This is a genomic window from Lederbergia citri (assembly GCF_018343625.1).
Classification (GTDB): domain Bacteria; phylum Bacillota; class Bacilli; order Bacillales; family Bacillaceae_C; genus Lederbergia; species Lederbergia citri.
On the sequence record NZ_JAGYPG010000001.1, the window covers coordinates 596,893 to 613,612 of the forward strand.

The 16,720-nt window shown below is 37.0% G+C and carries 11 protein-coding genes; all 11 read left to right on the top strand.

The genetic code is table 11. The features are described from left to right. Positions 1–11 precede the first annotated feature (11 nt). The 11 genes from KHA97_RS03125 (at position 12) to KHA97_RS03175 (ending at position 16,641) form a co-directional block, all read left to right on the top strand. Positions 12–2,426 (top strand): glycogen/starch/alpha-glucan phosphorylase, encoded by a 2,415-nt coding sequence (locus tag KHA97_RS03125; RefSeq protein WP_325167398.1) that lies wholly within the window; start codon positions 12–14, stop codon positions 2,424–2,426. Between the two features lie 472 nt (positions 2,427–2,898). Continuing rightward, a complete protein-coding gene (mutS, locus tag KHA97_RS03130) occupies positions 2,899–5,472 on the top strand; it encodes a DNA mismatch repair protein MutS (protein ID WP_213123290.1) in 2,574 nt (857 codons plus the stop codon). Between the two features lie 24 nt (positions 5,473–5,496). Beyond that, a complete protein-coding gene (gene mutL / locus KHA97_RS03135) occupies positions 5,497–7,362 on the top strand; it encodes a DNA mismatch repair endonuclease MutL (protein ID WP_213123291.1) in 1,866 nt (621 codons plus the stop codon). Between the two features lie 14 nt (positions 7,363–7,376). Then, the gene (locus KHA97_RS03140) at positions 7,377–7,631 is read left to right on the top strand and encodes a hypothetical protein (RefSeq protein ID WP_213123292.1); all 255 of its coding nucleotides are present in this window, start codon (positions 7,377–7,379) and stop codon (positions 7,629–7,631) included. A gap of 138 nt (positions 7,632–7,769) precedes the next feature. Next, a complete protein-coding gene (gene glpK / locus KHA97_RS03145; RefSeq protein ID WP_213123293.1) occupies positions 7,770–9,263 on the top strand; it encodes a glycerol kinase GlpK in 1,494 nt (497 codons plus the stop codon). A 36-nt stretch (positions 9,264–9,299) separates the two neighbouring features. Then, the gene (locus KHA97_RS03150) at positions 9,300–10,946 is read left to right on the top strand and encodes a glycerol-3-phosphate dehydrogenase/oxidase (RefSeq protein WP_213123294.1); all 1,647 of its coding nucleotides are present in this window, start codon (positions 9,300–9,302) and stop codon (positions 10,944–10,946) included. A 64-nt stretch (positions 10,947–11,010) separates the two neighbouring features. Beyond that, entirely contained in the window at positions 11,011–11,943 is a 933-nt protein-coding gene (miaA, locus tag KHA97_RS03155) for a tRNA (adenosine(37)-N6)-dimethylallyltransferase MiaA (RefSeq protein WP_213123295.1), read from the top strand. A 29-nt stretch (positions 11,944–11,972) separates the two neighbouring features. Then, complete coding sequence (gene hfq, locus KHA97_RS03160) at positions 11,973–12,200, top strand: RNA chaperone Hfq (protein WP_213123296.1); 228 nt, start codon at positions 11,973–11,975, stop codon at positions 12,198–12,200. Positions 12,201–12,818: 618 nt separating this feature from the next. Beyond that, positions 12,819–13,766, top strand: a complete 948-nt coding sequence (gene spoVK, locus KHA97_RS03165) for a stage V sporulation protein K (RefSeq protein ID WP_213123297.1) — start codon at positions 12,819–12,821, stop codon at positions 13,764–13,766. A 332-nt stretch (positions 13,767–14,098) separates the two neighbouring features. Further along, positions 14,099–15,355: a GTPase HflX gene (gene hflX, locus KHA97_RS03170; RefSeq protein WP_213124287.1), complete on the top strand. Its 1,257-nt coding sequence runs from the start codon at positions 14,099–14,101 to the stop codon at positions 15,353–15,355. Between the two features lie 14 nt (positions 15,356–15,369). Then, a complete protein-coding gene (locus tag KHA97_RS03175) occupies positions 15,370–16,641 on the top strand; it encodes a methionine gamma-lyase family protein (protein ID WP_213123298.1) in 1,272 nt (423 codons plus the stop codon). Positions 16,642–16,720: the final 79 nt, after the last annotated feature.

Genomic DNA, 16,720 nt, shown 5'->3' on the forward strand with positions numbered 1-16,720 from the left:
GTGAGGAGGCCTTGCCTCAGTTTACTGTTGATGAAATGGCAGAAAAAATCCAATATACAGTTCAGATGGGAAAAGAGAAGGAAATAAAAGATGCATCAAATGGAGAAGTATATGATGCATTAACTTCTATAATTAATGAAGAAATCAATCTCCATTGGCATAAAACGAATGAAAAATATGAAGAGATACAGGGTAAGCAAGTTTATTATTTGTCGATGGAGTTTTTAATCGGTAGATTGCTTGAAAATAATCTACTTAATTTTGGGATTTTAGACATTACAAATGAAGCGCTGAAAAAACTAGGATTCAATCCTGAACATATATACGCAACAGAACGGGATCCCGGTTTAGGCAACGGAGGATTAGGCAGGTTGGCAGCCTGCTTTCTTGATTCCTTAGCATCCCTTCATTATTCAGGGCATGGCTACGGAATAAGATATCGATACGGCCTTTTTGAACAACGGTTTATTCACGGAAATCAAATAGAACTTCCTGATTATTGGCTAAACGACGGATATGCATGGGAAACCAGAAAAGAAGAAGAAGCAGTCTGCATTCATTTCAGTGGAATTGTCCATATGTTTAAAAAGAGTGATGGAAATTTAGAATTTAAATATGAAAATACTGATAAAGTGATGGCAGTTCCTTACGACATCCCCATTGTAGGCTTTCAAAACAAAGTTATTAACACATTGCGCCTTTGGAGTGCGGAACCATTTATTAATGATGATTATAAAGGCGAATCTAATCGTGATCTAGATCACGAGCATTCGATTGAACAAATTTCTGGATATTTGTATCCCGATGATTCTACTTATGATGGAAAGATATTGCGTTTAAAACAACAATACTTTCTTGTTTCGTCGAGTATTCAAAATATGATAAAACAATTTAAAAAGACCCAGTCATTATCATTGATTCATCTGCCGGATAAAGTTGCGATTCAAATTAATGATACTCACCCTAGTCTAGCTATTCCAGAACTTATGAGAATTCTTATGGATGATCAAGGATTTGGATGGGAGCAGGCTTGGAATATTACAACAAAAGTAATGGCTTATACGAATCATACAACGATGAGCGAAGCACTGGAAACGTGGCCGAAGGAAATGCTAAAGCAGCTCCTTCCTCGTATTTATATGATTATTAATGAGATTAACGAACGGTTTTGTAGGGATATCTGGTTTAACCATCATAAACTCCGGGAACTAATTCCAGATATGGCTATTATTGCTGATGAACGAATCCACATGGCTAGATTGTCAATTGTAGGAAGCTGTAGTGTAAATGGGGTTGCAAGAATCCATACTGAAATCTTGAAAAATAAAGAAATGAAGCATTTTTACACTGTATTTCCAGATCGATTTAACAACAAAACGAACGGAATTTCTCACCGCAGATGGTTGCTAAAGGTGAATCCAGAGTTAGCGAATCTAATAACAGAGATTATAGGTCCTGAGTGGATTCAGCGTCCGAAACAGATGATTGGTCTTTTAAAATCCTTGAAGGACCACTCTATTTTAGAGAAGTTGTATGCTGTGAAACAGAAAAATAAACTGCAATTGGCAAACTTGATATACGAACGGACGGGATTATTAGTAGATCATCAATCCGTTTTCGATGTGCAAATCAAAAGACTTCACGAATATAAACGTCAGCTCCTCAATGTTTTTCGAATTATTTCCATGTACAATGATTTAAAAAGCAATCCAGATTTGGATATAGTACCGCGTACCTTTATTTTCGGCGCAAAAGCAGCAAGAAGCTATCATCTGGCAAAAGAGGTCATAAAACTGATTAATAAAGTAGCGACGATGGTCAATTACGATCCAGATATTCGAGGGAAGCTAAAGATAATCTTTCTAGAAAATTATAATGTAAGCCTTGCAGAAAAAATCATCCCTGCTGCGGATATTAGCGAACAAATATCTACTGCAAGTAAGGAAGCATCAGGTACCGGCAACATGAAGATGATGATGAATGGAGCACTGACTGTAGGCACTTTAGACGGTGCCAATATTGAAATAATGGATTTAGTTGGAAAAGAAAATATGTTTATTTTTGGTTTGACAGCCGAAGAGGTTATTCATTTTTATCAGAATGGCGGATATAACCCGAATGATATTTATAACAAAGATGATAGAGTCAGAAAAATTTTAGATCAGTTACACCATGGTGAATTTGGAACTCATGATATTGAATTTAAGGATATATATTATAATCTTCTTTCCCATAGTGACCCCTATTTTGTGCTAAAAGATTTCGAATCATTTATTGAAATCCATAAACTTGTAGAACAAACATATCGCAATCAATGGGCATGGCAGGAGATGAGTATAACGAATATCGCCTATTCCGGATATTTTTCAAGTGATCGAACGATTCAGGAATATGCTTCAGATATATGGAAAATAAAACCGGTGTAAAATGCTATCCAATGAGGGTAGCTTTTTTTATGGAAGAACGGATTTAAACAATATCGGAATGTTTAAAATGGAGATTAAGCACCCACTAATAGTGAAATCGTTTAAAACATAAATTCATTGAATGTGCTTAAAAAATGTTACGGGATCGTGAATTATTGCTTAATTAGCGAATAAATAGAAAAAACAATGAAGATTAATTGCGAAGCCCGGTTTGATTCGCGATCAAAGTAGAAAAGCACTAAGTTTAATCGCGAATCCCGGCTTAATTCGCGATCAAAAAGAAAAAACACTGACTGAAATCACGAATTCCGGCTTCATTTGCGATAAAAAATAAAAAATCTGAATTTATTCGTTAATCCGTCTTAATTCGCAACCTAGATGTAAAAATCCTTGAACTTCATCGTGAAGTGATATCTATGAATATGTTATACTAATCGAGATAGAGGTTTGAACGGAAAGGAATTATGTAAAAATGAGTCAATATACGCCAATGATTCAACAATATTTGCGAGTAAAGGCAAATTACCAAGATGCCTTTTTATTTTTTCGACTAGGTGATTTTTATGAAATGTTTTTTGAGGATGCCTTAAAGGCGTCTCAGGAATTAGAAATTACGTTAACTAGTAGAGAAGGAGGAACAGAAGAGCGCATACCTATGTGCGGCGTTCCATATCATGCAGCTGCTGGATATATCGAGGTTTTAATCCAAAAAGGTTATAAAGTAGCCATTTGCGAGCAAACAGAAGACCCGAAACAAGCAAAAGGTGTTGTCAGGCGTGAAGTTGTACAGCTCATTACACCTGGTACCGTTATGGAAGGAAAAGGGTTGCTTGAGAAGGAAAATAATTATATTTCCTCTATTACGATGTTTGATGAAGCAACTTTCGGGATTGCCTATAATGATTTATCTACAGGTGAAAGTAAAGCCACCATTTTAACAGGGTCCGAAGAAATTTTATTAAATGAGTTAGCTACAATTGGGACGAAAGAAGTTGTAGTAGATTCAAATTTTGACAGCAATCTTAGAAAAAAAATAGAGGAACGTATAGAGGCAATTATTTCGATAGAAAAAAATATCGACAATGACCATGAATCTAACGATATATTAGCCAACCTTTCAAATGAGAAGCTTCAAATAACTGCAAACCGACTCTTACATTATTTAAAGAAAACTCAAAAGCGCAGTTTGGACCACTTGCAGCCTTTTTCTGAATACGAAGTAAATCAATATATGAAACTTGATTATTATTCAAAAAGAAATCTTGAATTAACAGAATCAATCAGAGGAAAAGGCAGTAAAGGAACACTACTTTGGTTATTAGATGAGACGGTAACGGCGATGGGTGGAAGAATGCTGAAACAATGGGTCGATCGTCCATTAATAAACGAAGCTGATATTTTAAGAAGACTAAATTTAGTTGAAACAACTTTACAACGTTATTTTGAACGTCAGGAGCTACGTGAGCTTTTAAAAGGTGTATACGATCTTGAAAGGCTCTCTGGTCGTGTAGCGTTTGGGAATGCGAATGCACGAGATTTTATTCAACTGAAAAAATCGTTAATGCAAATTCCTGCGATTGTTTCGTTAGTTAAACAGCTGGAACATAGCGAAGCAGAAAAATTAGCTGACCAATTAGACCCATGCGAAGATTTGACCGACCTTCTAGAACAATCCATAATTGACCAGCCTCCTCTTTCCATAAAGGAAGGTGGGATCATTAAAGATGGTTTTCATGAAGAATTGGACACATATAAGGATGCAAGTAGAAACGGAAAACAATGGATCGCGGAACTTGAAAAAGAGGAAAGGCAAAAAACGGGAATCAAATCGTTAAAGGTTGGCTACAATCGAATTTTTGGCTATTATATCGAAGTGACTCGTGCAAATGTACACTTGCTTGAAGAAGGTCGTTATGAGCGCAAGCAGACTCTAGCAAATGCGGAACGCTTTATTACTCCTGAGCTAAAAGAAAAAGAAGCTCTTATTCTCCAAGCTGAGGAAAAGTGTATTGAACTTGAGTATGCTTTATTTATGGAAATTCGTGAAAAAGTCAAAACATATATTCCAAGAATTCAACAAGCTGCCAAAATCATCAGTGAATTAGATGTGTATCAAAGCTTCGCAACTGTCAGTGAGGCTCGGCATTACGTTAGACCATCCTTTAATGATCAACGTCTTATTCATATTACGAATGGCCGTCATCCTGTCGTTGAAAAAGTAATGGGTTCCCAAGAATACGTACCAAATGACTGTAGGATGGATTCTGAACGTGAAATGTTGCTTATTACTGGCCCGAACATGTCAGGAAAAAGCACATTTATGAGACAAATTGCGTTGACAGCGATCATGGCACAAATTGGCTGCTTTGTCCCTGCAGAAAACGCCGATATTCCAATATTTGACCAAGTCTTTACGAGAATTGGAGCTGCGGATGATTTAATTTCTGGACAAAGTACGTTTATGGTAGAAATGCTAGAAGCAAAAAATGCAATTGCAAACGCAACAAAAAATAGCTTGATTTTATTTGATGAGATAGGTCGAGGTACATCTACATACGATGGGATGGCGCTTGCACAAGCCATTATCGAATATATCCATGATAGAATTGGAGCTAAAACTCTTTTTTCCACGCACTATCACGAGTTGACATCTCTTGAAGAAAAACTAGTTCAACTTAAAAACATCCATGTAAGTGCAGTAGAGCAGCAAGGAAAATTAGTTTTCCTTCATAAAGTTAAACATGGTCCTGCTGATAAAAGCTATGGTATTCATGTTGCGGAACTTGCGGATCTTCCTAAAGAATTAATTGTACGTGCAACGGAAATTTTAAGTGAGTTAGAGAATGGACAGGCAAGGGACGTAAAGACTGAAACTAATCCTGAACATGTTAATGAACAACTCGTGTTCTTTGCTGAACCAGTAAAAGGACAATGTTCCGATCAAGAACGTAAAATCCTAGAAGAAATCCGGAAATTAAACCTTATGGAAATGAATCCGATGCAGGCGATGAATAACCTGTATGAGATACAAAAGAAACTAAAATAATAGATACGAAGGAGAGGGTGGGCCATGCACGAAATAATAGAATTAAATGATTCTTTATCTAATAAAATCGCGGCGGGTGAAGTAGTGGAGCGCCCAGCCTCTGTCGTTAAGGAATTGCTCGAAAATTCTATTGATGCAAAAAGTACAGTAATAGAAATAGATATAGAGGAAGCAGGCTTAAGCAAAATCAGAGTAATAGATAATGGAAATGGCATAAGTGAAGAAGATGCACTTCTAGCTTTCAAAAGACATGCCACAAGCAAAATAAAAGATGAAAATGATTTGTTCCGAATTAGAACACTCGGGTTTAGAGGAGAAGCACTGCCAAGTATTGCCTCCGTGTCTAATCTACAATTAATGTCGGCAAAAGCAGGTCAAGATGGAACAAAAGTAATTCTTGAAGGCGGCAAGCTGGTCCTTCATGAAAAGGCAGCTTCTCGAAAAGGAACCGATATTTCAGTTACAAATTTATTTTTTAATACACCTGCTCGCTTAAAATATTTAAAAACAATTCATACTGAAATTGGTCATATATCTGATATTGTAAATCGTATTGCTTTGGCCCATCCAGAGGTATCCATCAGATTACGCCATAATGAACGGCTTTTACTTCATACGAATGGAAATGGAGATGTCCGTCAAGTTCTGGCAGCCATTTACGGATTATCAATAGCTAAAAAGATGATTCCAGTTCAAGCGGAGTCCCTAGATTTTAAAGTCTCCGGATTCATATCTTTGCCGGAGGTCACACGTGCATCGCGAAACTACTTATCTACGATGTTAAACGGAAGATTTATAAAAAATTACTCGCTTATTAAAGCAGTGTTGGAAGGCTACCATACACTCTTGCCTATCAATCGCTTTCCTATCGTTTTATTATCAATAGAAATGGATCCGATTCTTGTAGATGTAAATGTCCATCCTGCAAAAATGGAAGTGCGGCTAAGTAAAGAAACGGAGCTAAATGAGCTAATTACTACAACAATAAAAGAAGCCTTTAAAAAGCGAGAATTGATACCGTCAAGTAATCTTCAATCAATCAAAAGAACAATACCTATTTCAGAACAAACGACGTTAGAATTGGATAACAGTCAAATTACTGAAAAAAATACTTTCAAAACTCCGAATCAACCTAAAGTGCAGCAATATAACAAAGAAACGTTATTACCAACGGAAGAAATGAAAAAATTATACGAGCCTGCAGAAAAGAAGATTTCTCCAGGGTTTATTGCTAATGAAGCTTACATTGAAGACAGTATCGAGGTAGAGGAACCAATAATAGAGAGTCCTCCTCAAAAGGACAATAATAGAATTCCTCCGCTATATCCAATTGGACAAATGCATGGTACTTATATATTTGCTCAAAACGATCAAGGTTTTTATATGATTGACCAGCACGCTGCACAGGAAAGAATTAAGTATGAATTTTACCGAGAAAAAGTGGGAGAAGTCGATAAAGAAGTACAAGAAATGCTTGTCCCCTTACACTTAGAGTTTTCCCGGGATGAAATTATTAAAATACAAGAATACAAGCAGGAATTAGAACAGATTGGAATTTTCTTAGAAGATTTCGGTATGAATAGCTATATGATCAGATCCCATCCGAGCTGGTTTCCGAAAGGTCAGGAAGCTGAAATAATTGAGGAAATGATAGAACAGCTATTGACGATGAAAAAAATAGATATAAAAAAAATAATGGAAGAGGCAGCCATTATGATGAGCTGTAAAGCTTCCATAAAAGCGAATCGATATTTGCGAAATGATGAAATACAAGCTTTACTAAATGAATTACGCAGAACAGAAGATCCATTTACGTGCCCGCACGGACGGCCAATCATCATTCATTTTTCAACAAATGAAATAGAAAAAATGTTTAAGAGAATTATGTAAAAGGTGGAGAAGAGTTGACAACATTTTTAATTATTGCAGTAATTTTTACTTGTATTGCTGCACTTGTTGGAACATTGCTCGTTGGAAAAGATATTAGTGCAAAAATGAAAGAATATGAAACAGAAGGAGACACACTTGAGAACGAAATTGCAAGATCTCACGAATATGAATCGAAATCAATCAGTGTGAATATAAAATCCCTATCATGGATTTATATTGTTCTTATTCTTGTTGTCATATTTGTTTCTATAGGAATATTATTATATTGACTTAAAAGACCTTTAAAAGGTCTTTTTTTATTAAATATACAATAATATTGTTATGTAAACAAAAAGTAAATATAAACATAAATTACCTAATTTTGTTATACTAATAGTATTCTAAACGATGATAGGAGTGGGTGCTGGGTGGAGAAATACATATTGTCACTTGATCAAGGGACAACGAGTACAAGAGCTATTTTATTTACTAAAGAAGGAAAAATAAAGCATATTTCTCAGAAAGAATTCACTCAATTTTTTCCGCATCCTGGTTGGGTCGAGCATGACGCGAATGAAATATGGGGATCTGTCTTGTCTGTAATTGCCACTTGCTTAACAGAAGCTGGAGTTAAACCAAGCCAAGTAGCAGGGATTGGAATAACAAATCAGCGTGAAACAGCTGTTGTATGGGATAAAGAAACAGGAAAGCCGATCTATCGTGCCATCGTATGGCAGTCAAGGCAAACTGAAAAAATCTGTAAAAGTTTGAAAGAAAGAAACTTAGATGAAGTCTTTAGAAAAAAAACTGGGCTGCTCATTGATCCTTATTTTTCTGGAACAAAAGTAAAATGGATTCTTGACAACGTTGATGGGGCACGAGAAAAAGCAAACGAAGGAAATCTTTTATTTGGAACAATCGATACGTGGATTATTTGGAAGCTGTCAGGTGGAGCTGCTCACGTGACTGATTACTCCAATGCCAGCAGAACGTTAATGTATAATATTTTTGACCTTAAATGGGACGAAGAATTATTGAATTTATTGGATGTTCCCAAAATCATGCTTCCCGAAGTGCGGCCATCATCGGAAATATATGCTCATACTGCAACATATCATTTTTTTGGCCAAAAAATTCCAATAGCAGGTATTGCGGGTGATCAACAATCAGCTTTATTTGGTCAAGCATGCTTTGAAAAAGGGATGGCGAAAAACACTTATGGAACAGGTTGTTTCATGTTAATGAATACTGGAGAAGAACCTGTCGTTTCTGAAAATGGATTATTGACGACGATAGCGTGGGGCTTAGATGGAAAAGTTGAATATGCATTAGAAGGTAGCATTTTTGTTGCAGGTTCAGCGATTCAGTGGCTGCGAGATGGTTTGAGAATAATCAGAGAAGCTAAAGAAAGTGAACAATACGCATTAAATGTCGATTCCTCTGATGGAGTTTATGTTGTGCCTGCATTTGTCGGTCTAGGTACACCTTATTGGGACAGTGATGTAAGAGGTGCGGTTTTTGGGCTAACACGAGGTACATCGAAAGAGCATTTTATAAGAGCCACATTAGAGTCATTAGCCTATCAAACGAAAGACGTATTAATGGCGATGGAAGCAGACTCGGGTATATCTTTAAAGACTTTGCGCGTTGATGGTGGGGCTGTATCGAATAATTTTTTAATGCAGTTCCAAAGTGATCTTTTGAGAACAGCTGTAGAGCGACCAGAGATTAATGAAACGACAGCTCTTGGTTCAGCATATTTAGCAGGTTTAGCTGTTGGGTTCTGGGAAAATAAAGAGGAAATTACTGAAAAGTGGAAGTTGGATCAATGTTTCCAACCAAAAATGGATGCGGAAGCTGCAGCTGATTTATACGCTGGCTGGGAAATAGCTGTTAAAGCTGCCACACATTTTAAGCGTTAAGTAATGCTTTCATCCACAATTCATTTGAAAGGAAGGATGAATGTGAATAAATTATCAGGACTTAATAGGGAAAAGCAATTAGATCAATTAGCGAAAACACAGTACGATGTATTAGTCATTGGCGGTGGTATAACAGGAGCAGGAATCGCATTCGACGCGGCAACGAGAGGAATGAATACAGCACTCGTTGAAATGCAAGATTTTGCTGCAGGAACGTCCAGTCGTTCAACAAAACTAGTCCATGGCGGGTTGCGATATTTAAAACAACTTGAAATAAAAGAAGTTTCCGATCTCGGAAAAGAAAGAGCAATAGTATATGAAAATGGTCCACATGTGACGACTCCGGAATGGATGCTCCTTCCTTTCTATGAAAAAGGCACATTTGGAAAGTTCACGACTTCAATTGGATTGAAAGTATACGATTTTTTAGCAAGAGTTAAAAAAGATGAACGCAGGACCATTTTATCCAGTGAAGAAACATTAGCGAAGGAACCGCTGATCAAAAAAGAGGGATTATTAGGCGGTGGTTACTACGTAGAATATCGTACAGATGATGCTAGACTTACAATAGAAGTCATTAAAGCTGCAAGTGAGCATGGTGCTGACTTGATGAATTATGCAAAAGTCGAAAAGCTCCTTTATGATGAACAAGGAAAAGTAAGTGGAGCTGAGATTAAGGATTTAGTTTCTGGTAAAGAATATACTATTCGAGCGAAAATTATTATTAATGCAACAGGTCCATGGGTCGATCAATTGCGAACTCTCGACCACTCTAAAGAAGGGAAACATTTACAGCTATCAAAAGGAGTGCACATTGTATTTGATCAATCTATCTTTCCTTTAAAACAAGCTGTTTATTTTGATGCACCTGATGGAAGAATGATCTTTGCCATTCCACGTGGCAGAAAAACATATGTGGGAACAACCGATACTTTTTACGATGGGGATATAGAAAATCCGAAGCCCCTTAAAGAAGATATTAATTATTTAATAGAATGTATTCAATATATGTTTCCAACGCTTCACGTTGTTCATACAGACATCGAATCAAGTTGGGCTGGTCTCAGGCCACTGATATACGAAGACGGAAAAAATCCATCTGAAATTTCTCGAAAAGATGAAATATGGGTTTCAGAGAGCGGGCTTATTACAATTGCCGGTGGTAAATTGACAGGCTACAGAAAAATGGCCGAGACGACCGTCACTCTTATTGCCAATGAACTTAACAAAAAAGGTTCGAGTCACTATGGACCTTCAAAAACAAAATCGTTGCCAATCTCAGGAGGAAAAGTTGGTGGTTCAGAAAAGCTAGATGCATTTATTAATCACCAAAAGGAAAAGGCAAAAACCTTTGGTCTTACGGAAGACGAAGTGGTTCAGCTTTCCACTTTTTACGGTTCAAATGTGGAGGATGTTTATTCATTTATTGAGGAAGGAAAACAGTTGCCACCAATCATTTATGCTCGCTTGATGTATGCAATTCATTATGAAATGACGATAAAACCAGTCGATTTCTTCATTAGAAGAACTGGATGGCTATATTTTAATATCGATGAAATCGAAAAGTGGAAACAGCATGTTTTAGATATTATGGCAGACATATATCAATGGAATGATCATCAGTTTAATGAATATGAAGAAGAGTTGAATCATGCATTGACGACTGCAAGCTTTCAAGTTTAAATAGAAATTGGTAAGATAAGGCTGATGCGTATGTAAAAGTCATGATGAAGAGGTTGGCATAGAAATGCAAAAATTAGTCGTTATCGTAGGCCCTACAGCAGTAGGAAAAACAAAATTAAGTATAGAAATCGCAAAACGTTTTAATGGTGAGATTATAAGTGGAGATTCCATGCAAGTGTACAAAGGAATGGATATTGGCACTGCAAAAATCACAACTGAAGAAATGGAAGGAATACCCCACCATCTTATCGATATTAAAGAACCAGACGAAACTTTTTCTGTGGCTGAATTTCAAACATTAGTAAGGGAAAAAATTACTGAGATTACGAATCGCAATGCACTACCAATCATAGTAGGTGGTACCGGCCTCTATATCCAGTCGGTTATATTCGACTATCATTTTTCCGAAAGTGAAAGTGATCGCCCACAGATAAATTTGCAAGACAAAACACCATTGGAACTTCATAAAAAACTTGAATCCATTGATCCAGAGAGCGCTCGAAAAATTCATCCGAATAATGTAAGAAGAGTGATAAGAGCTATAGAGATTTTTGAGCAGACTGGCAAGACAATGACGGATTTGCAAAGTGAACAAAAGAAGACCATTTTATATAATACAGCTTTAGTTGGACTGACAATGGATAGAGAAATATTATACGAAAGAATTAATAAAAGGGTAGACATGATGATGGAAGAAGGTCTTTTGTCTGAAGTCGAACATTTTTATAAAAATGGCATTTCCAGAGATGCTCAATCTGTAAAGGCAATCGGATATAAGGAAATTTACGATTATTTAGATGGAAAAGTATCTTTAGACGAAGCGATCATTCTTTTAAAAAAGAACACACGTCATTACGCAAAAAGACAATTTACTTGGTTTCGAAATAAAATGGATATAGCATGGTTTGATTTGACTGAAGAAAGGGAACACTTGAAAAAAACAAGAGAGATTATTGATTTCATTGCAGGAAAGCTGCAATTAAAATCGAATACATAAGTATAGAGATAAAAGAGGAGGCCATAATGATGAAACAGCCAATTAATATTCAAGATCAATTCCTTAATCAACTAAGAAAGGAATCAGTACCTGTAACTGTTTTCTTATTGAACGGTTTTCAGCTTCGAGGAAATGTAAAGGGCTTTGATAATTTTACTGTATTGTTTGAAAGCGAGGGCAAGCAGCAGCTTGTTTTCAAACATGCAATTTCTACTTTTTCTCCTCAACGGAACGTACAAATCAATTATGAAGAGTAATACCATTTCGTAAAAAGAAACCGTCTTTTCTACTTAAAATGGACATCACTTTGATGATGTGATGTTCATAATAGTAGAATTGGCGGTTTATTTCATTTCCTATTCACATCTTGAATATAATGTAGAACGCATAGTTTGGCTCCCTTTATTGGATAGGACTTGAGTTTACAACTAAGTTGTTGGAGCTGATGGCGTGAGAATCCTGCGGGAAAAAGAGTACCGGAGCACTACAGGCGAACATGCTCCGATGAGGCTCCCGATTGATGTTTAGCTGTAAGGAGCCAGACTCTCGAGGTCATAAACCCGTGTAATTAATAGTCATAAAACGGACTTTTTTCACTCAGAACATTTGCTTGTCAATGGGCGGTTGGATGCAGTCAGGAAGGCGTTGTAACGTACAAGGATGTAAAGCGACAGGACGTCTCTGACTGAGCCTGCAACAGTACGTTAAGCCCTTAGTCTTTCTTTTTTAATCAGGCGCCATTCGCCTTTCGTTACCCGCGGAAAGCAAGTGTCTGAAGCGCCAATCAACATACATAGTTTAGATGAGCAAAAAATAAAAAATGGAACCAATCTCATTTCTGGGCGTATACTGGTTTTGAATGTGAGGTGATGGGGATGAGTGAGCCAATACGTATGAAAAATAATGGTCAAATCAGCATCATGTTAAACGTAAACAAAAGAGAAAAAATAAAAGTTCAAAATAAACCGATACCGTCTAAACCATTATCACATGAACATGCAGTTTTAAACGAAATTGAAAATGAAATGAATACGCTCGTTGGAATGGAACAAATAAAAAAAATGATGAAAGAAGTTTATGCATGGATATATATCAATAAAAAGAGAGAAGAAGCTGGCTTAAAAGCAGGTCAGCAAGTCCTTCATATGATGTTTAAAGGAAATCCTGGGACTGGAAAAACAACTGTGGCACGGTTAATCGGCAAGTTATTTCAAAAAATGGATGTCCTTCCGAAAGGACATCTAATTGAAGCGGAACGCGCTGATCTCGTCGGAGAATATATTGGCCATACCGCCCAAAAAACGAGAGATCTCATTAAAAAAGCAACAGGGGGAATTCTCTTTGTTGATGAGGCTTACTCACTTGGTCGCGGTGGTGAAAAAGATTTTGGAAAAGAAGCGATAGATACATTAGTTAAGCATATGGAAGACAAACAAAATGAATTTATTTTAATTCTTGCCGGATATTCTAGAGAAATGGATTATTTTCTTAGTTTAAACCCTGGACTACAATCACGATTTCCACTCGTTTTTCACTTTCCAGATTATACAGTGAACGAATTAATGGAAATCGGGAAAAGAATGCTCGATGAAAAAGAATATACGATCAGTAAGGACGCGGAGACAAAATTAAAAGATCATCTATTATATGTTAGAGGGATAAAAGGCGATACCTTTTCAAATGGCCGTTATGTGCGCAATGTCATTGAAAAAGCAATACGAGCACAAGCAATGCGGCTTCTTAATGAACATCATTTAGAACGAACGGCTTTATCATCTCTCATAAGCGAAGATTTTATTTTTCCTGAGACCAATATGATATAAATTCAGCTGTTCTTTCTTTTTAGAACAGCCTTTCTTATTCCAAGAAAATATAGATTGAAACTTTGTTGTGAGCTTTTAAGAATATAGTTCCCGTCTAGCTCAAGCAGCCAGCGCCTATCAAACTTTCGGTTTATTCGTACGCGCTCGCCAAGTGTCTAGCTGCAGGCTTCAATCTCTCGCGGTCATAATCCAGCGGAAATAAAGTCAAAGAGCGACTTTTTTGCCTCAGCAACAGGACGTCGCTGATCAGGCGCTTCGCTTTTGTTTTTTTGATTCGTTTTCTATAATACATTTTGATATGATGAGGCTAGGGCAATTGAAAGAAAGTAGGGATTTTCTTGCAGGAAAACAATGTAGAAAAGGCAATTCTTGTCGGCTGCCAACTTCAAGAAAATGATGATCGATTTACATATTCAATGGCAGAGCTTGATTCTTTAGTGGCTACGGCCCAAGGTAAGACCATTGCCACCCTTTCCCAAAAACTCGACAGGTCGCATCCTGCTACGTATATTGGCAAAGGAAAATTAGAAGAACTACAACAATTAGAAACGGAGCTTGAGGCCGATCTTATTATTATTAACGATGAATTGACTCCTAGCCAGCTTCGTAATCTGCAAAATAGTTTAAAAGGGAGAGTTTTAGATCGAACGCAACTTATTTTAGATATATTTGCACAGAGGGCACGTTCTAGAGAGGGTAAATTACAAGTTGAATATGCACAGCTTCAGTATTTATTGCCGAGATTAGCTGGACAGGGAACAGCTCTTTCGAGACTGGGTGGAGGAATTGGTACGAGGGGTCCTGGAGAAACTCAGCTTGAAACGGATCGGCGCCATATTCGCCGTAGAATTAATGAAATTAAAAAGCAATTGCAGCTCGTCGTGGAACAGAGGGAGCGATATCGGGAAAGAAGAAAACGAAATAAGGCATTCCAAATTGCTATTGTCGGTTATACAAATGCGGGAAAATCAACATTGTTCAATCGTCTTTCAACGGCGGAATCCCTTGAAGAAAACCAATTATTTGCTACTCTAGATCCAATGACAAGAAAACTCGTTCTTCCAAGTGGTTATTCTACAATCATAACGGATACAGTCGGGTTTATTCAGGATTTGCCTACTTCATTAATTGCCGCCTTCCGGTCGACTTTAGAAGAGGTAAAAGGCGCTGATTTATTACTTCATGTAGTTGACAGTTCCAACCCTGATTACACAAACCATGAAAAAACCGTTCAAAGGCTTTTGAAGGAATTAGAAATGGATCAGTTACCTCAACTTACCGTATACAATAAAGCAGATGAAACTCATTCTGATTTTGTTCCTAGTTCCGGTGAGTATATTATTATGAGTGCCTTTGATGAAAATGATCGAAATCACTTAAAGAAAAAAATTGAAGACATGGCTGTTTTAAGTATGCATTACTATCAAGTTGTCATTCCATCCAATGAAGGAAGGCTTCTATCGGTATTAAAAAATGATACAATTTTACGTGAACTTATATTTCTTGAGGAAGATCAGGCTTATAAGTGCAAAGGGTATGTGCATAAAGATCATCCAGTAATGGGATCTTTAAAATTATTTGAGCTTTAAAGGGGTATTGCAACATGAATCATAGATTACATTATAGCAATGAATTACAATCCATCATTGAAGAAATAGAAAATCAAATTTTACCAATCCATCGGGAAATTGACCGGATGATCGAGATCAACCAATACAGAGTGTTAAAAAGCTTCCAAGACAATCGGGTAAGTGATACTTATTTTACCCCTTCAACAGGCTACGGCTATGGGGATATCGGCAGAGATGCATTGGAAAAAATATATGCAGACGTGTTTGGAGCGGAAGCGGGATTAGTGCGACCGCAAATTATTTCTGGAACGCATGCCATTTCCATTGCTTTGTTTGGAGTATTACGTCCAGGAGACGAACTTTTATATATTACAGGTAAGCCATATGATACGTTAGAAGAGATAGTCGGTATTCGTGGAGAAAACAATGGATCTTTAAAGGAATTTGGAATTGGTTATAGCTGCGTCGAGCTAACGGAAACAGGGGAAATTGATTTCTCGGCGGTTAGGAATGCGATGAAGCCAAACACAAAAGTAATCGGCATCCAACGTTCAAAAGGCTATGCTAATAGACCTTCATTCACGATTGAAAACATTAAAGAAATGGTTCAATTCGTGAAAGAGATAAACCCTGATGTAATTGTTTTCGTTGATAACTGCTATGGAGAATTTGTCGAGGATTTTGAACCATGCCATGTAGGTGCTGATTTAATGGCAGGCTCGCTTATTAAAAATCCGGGCGGCGGAATTGTTAAAACAGGTGGATATATAGTAGGAAAGAAAAAATGGGTGGAAGCTTGTTCCTACCGTATGACGTCTCCGGGTATCGGATCCGAAGCAGGGGCTTCATTATATAGTTTACTTGAAATGTATCAAGGCTTTTTCTTAGCTCCTCATATAACAGGCCAAGCGTTAAAAGGTGCTGTTTTTACATCCGCTTTGCTGGAGAGAGTAGGGTTATCTACGTTGCCAAAATGGGATGCAAAACGAACGGATTTAATTCAGTCTGTCCAATTCGATAATGAGCAAATGATGATTGAATTTTGTCAAGCCATTCAATACGCATCACCAGTAGACTCATATGTAACGCCATACCCAAGTTATATGCCGGGCTATGAAGATGATGTCATAATGGCGGCAGGGGCATTTATTCAAGGTGCCAGCATCGAATTATCAGCCGATGGCCCCATTAGACCTCCATATACAGCTTATGTTCAAGGTGGATTAACGTATGCACATGTAAAAATTGCCATTACGATGGCGTTAAATCGTTTGATCGAAAAAGGTTTAATCCATCTTAAATAAGGAATATATAGTAAAGACAGCAAAAAAATGCTGTCTTTTTTTAGATTTTTTTTGTAAAATTTTTAAGTACATTTTTTAC

Coding starts and splice junctions, on each gene's coding strand:
- hfq (WP_213123296.1), top strand. CDS start 11,973: ATGAAACAGCCAATTAATATTCAAGATCAATTCCTTAATCAACTAAGA.
- spoVK (WP_213123297.1), top strand. CDS start 12,819: ATGAGTGAGCCAATACGTATGAAAAATAATGGTCAAATCAGCATCATG.
- mutL (WP_213123291.1), top strand. CDS start 5,497: ATGCACGAAATAATAGAATTAAATGATTCTTTATCTAATAAAATCGCG.
- miaA (WP_213123295.1), top strand. CDS start 11,011: ATGCAAAAATTAGTCGTTATCGTAGGCCCTACAGCAGTAGGAAAAACA.
- mutS (WP_213123290.1), top strand. CDS start 2,899: ATGAGTCAATATACGCCAATGATTCAACAATATTTGCGAGTAAAGGCA.
- KHA97_RS03150 (WP_213123294.1), top strand. CDS start 9,300: ATGAATGTGAATAAATTATCAGGACTTAATAGGGAAAAGCAATTAGAT.
- KHA97_RS03175 (WP_213123298.1), top strand. CDS start 15,370: ATGAATCATAGATTACATTATAGCAATGAATTACAATCCATCATTGAA.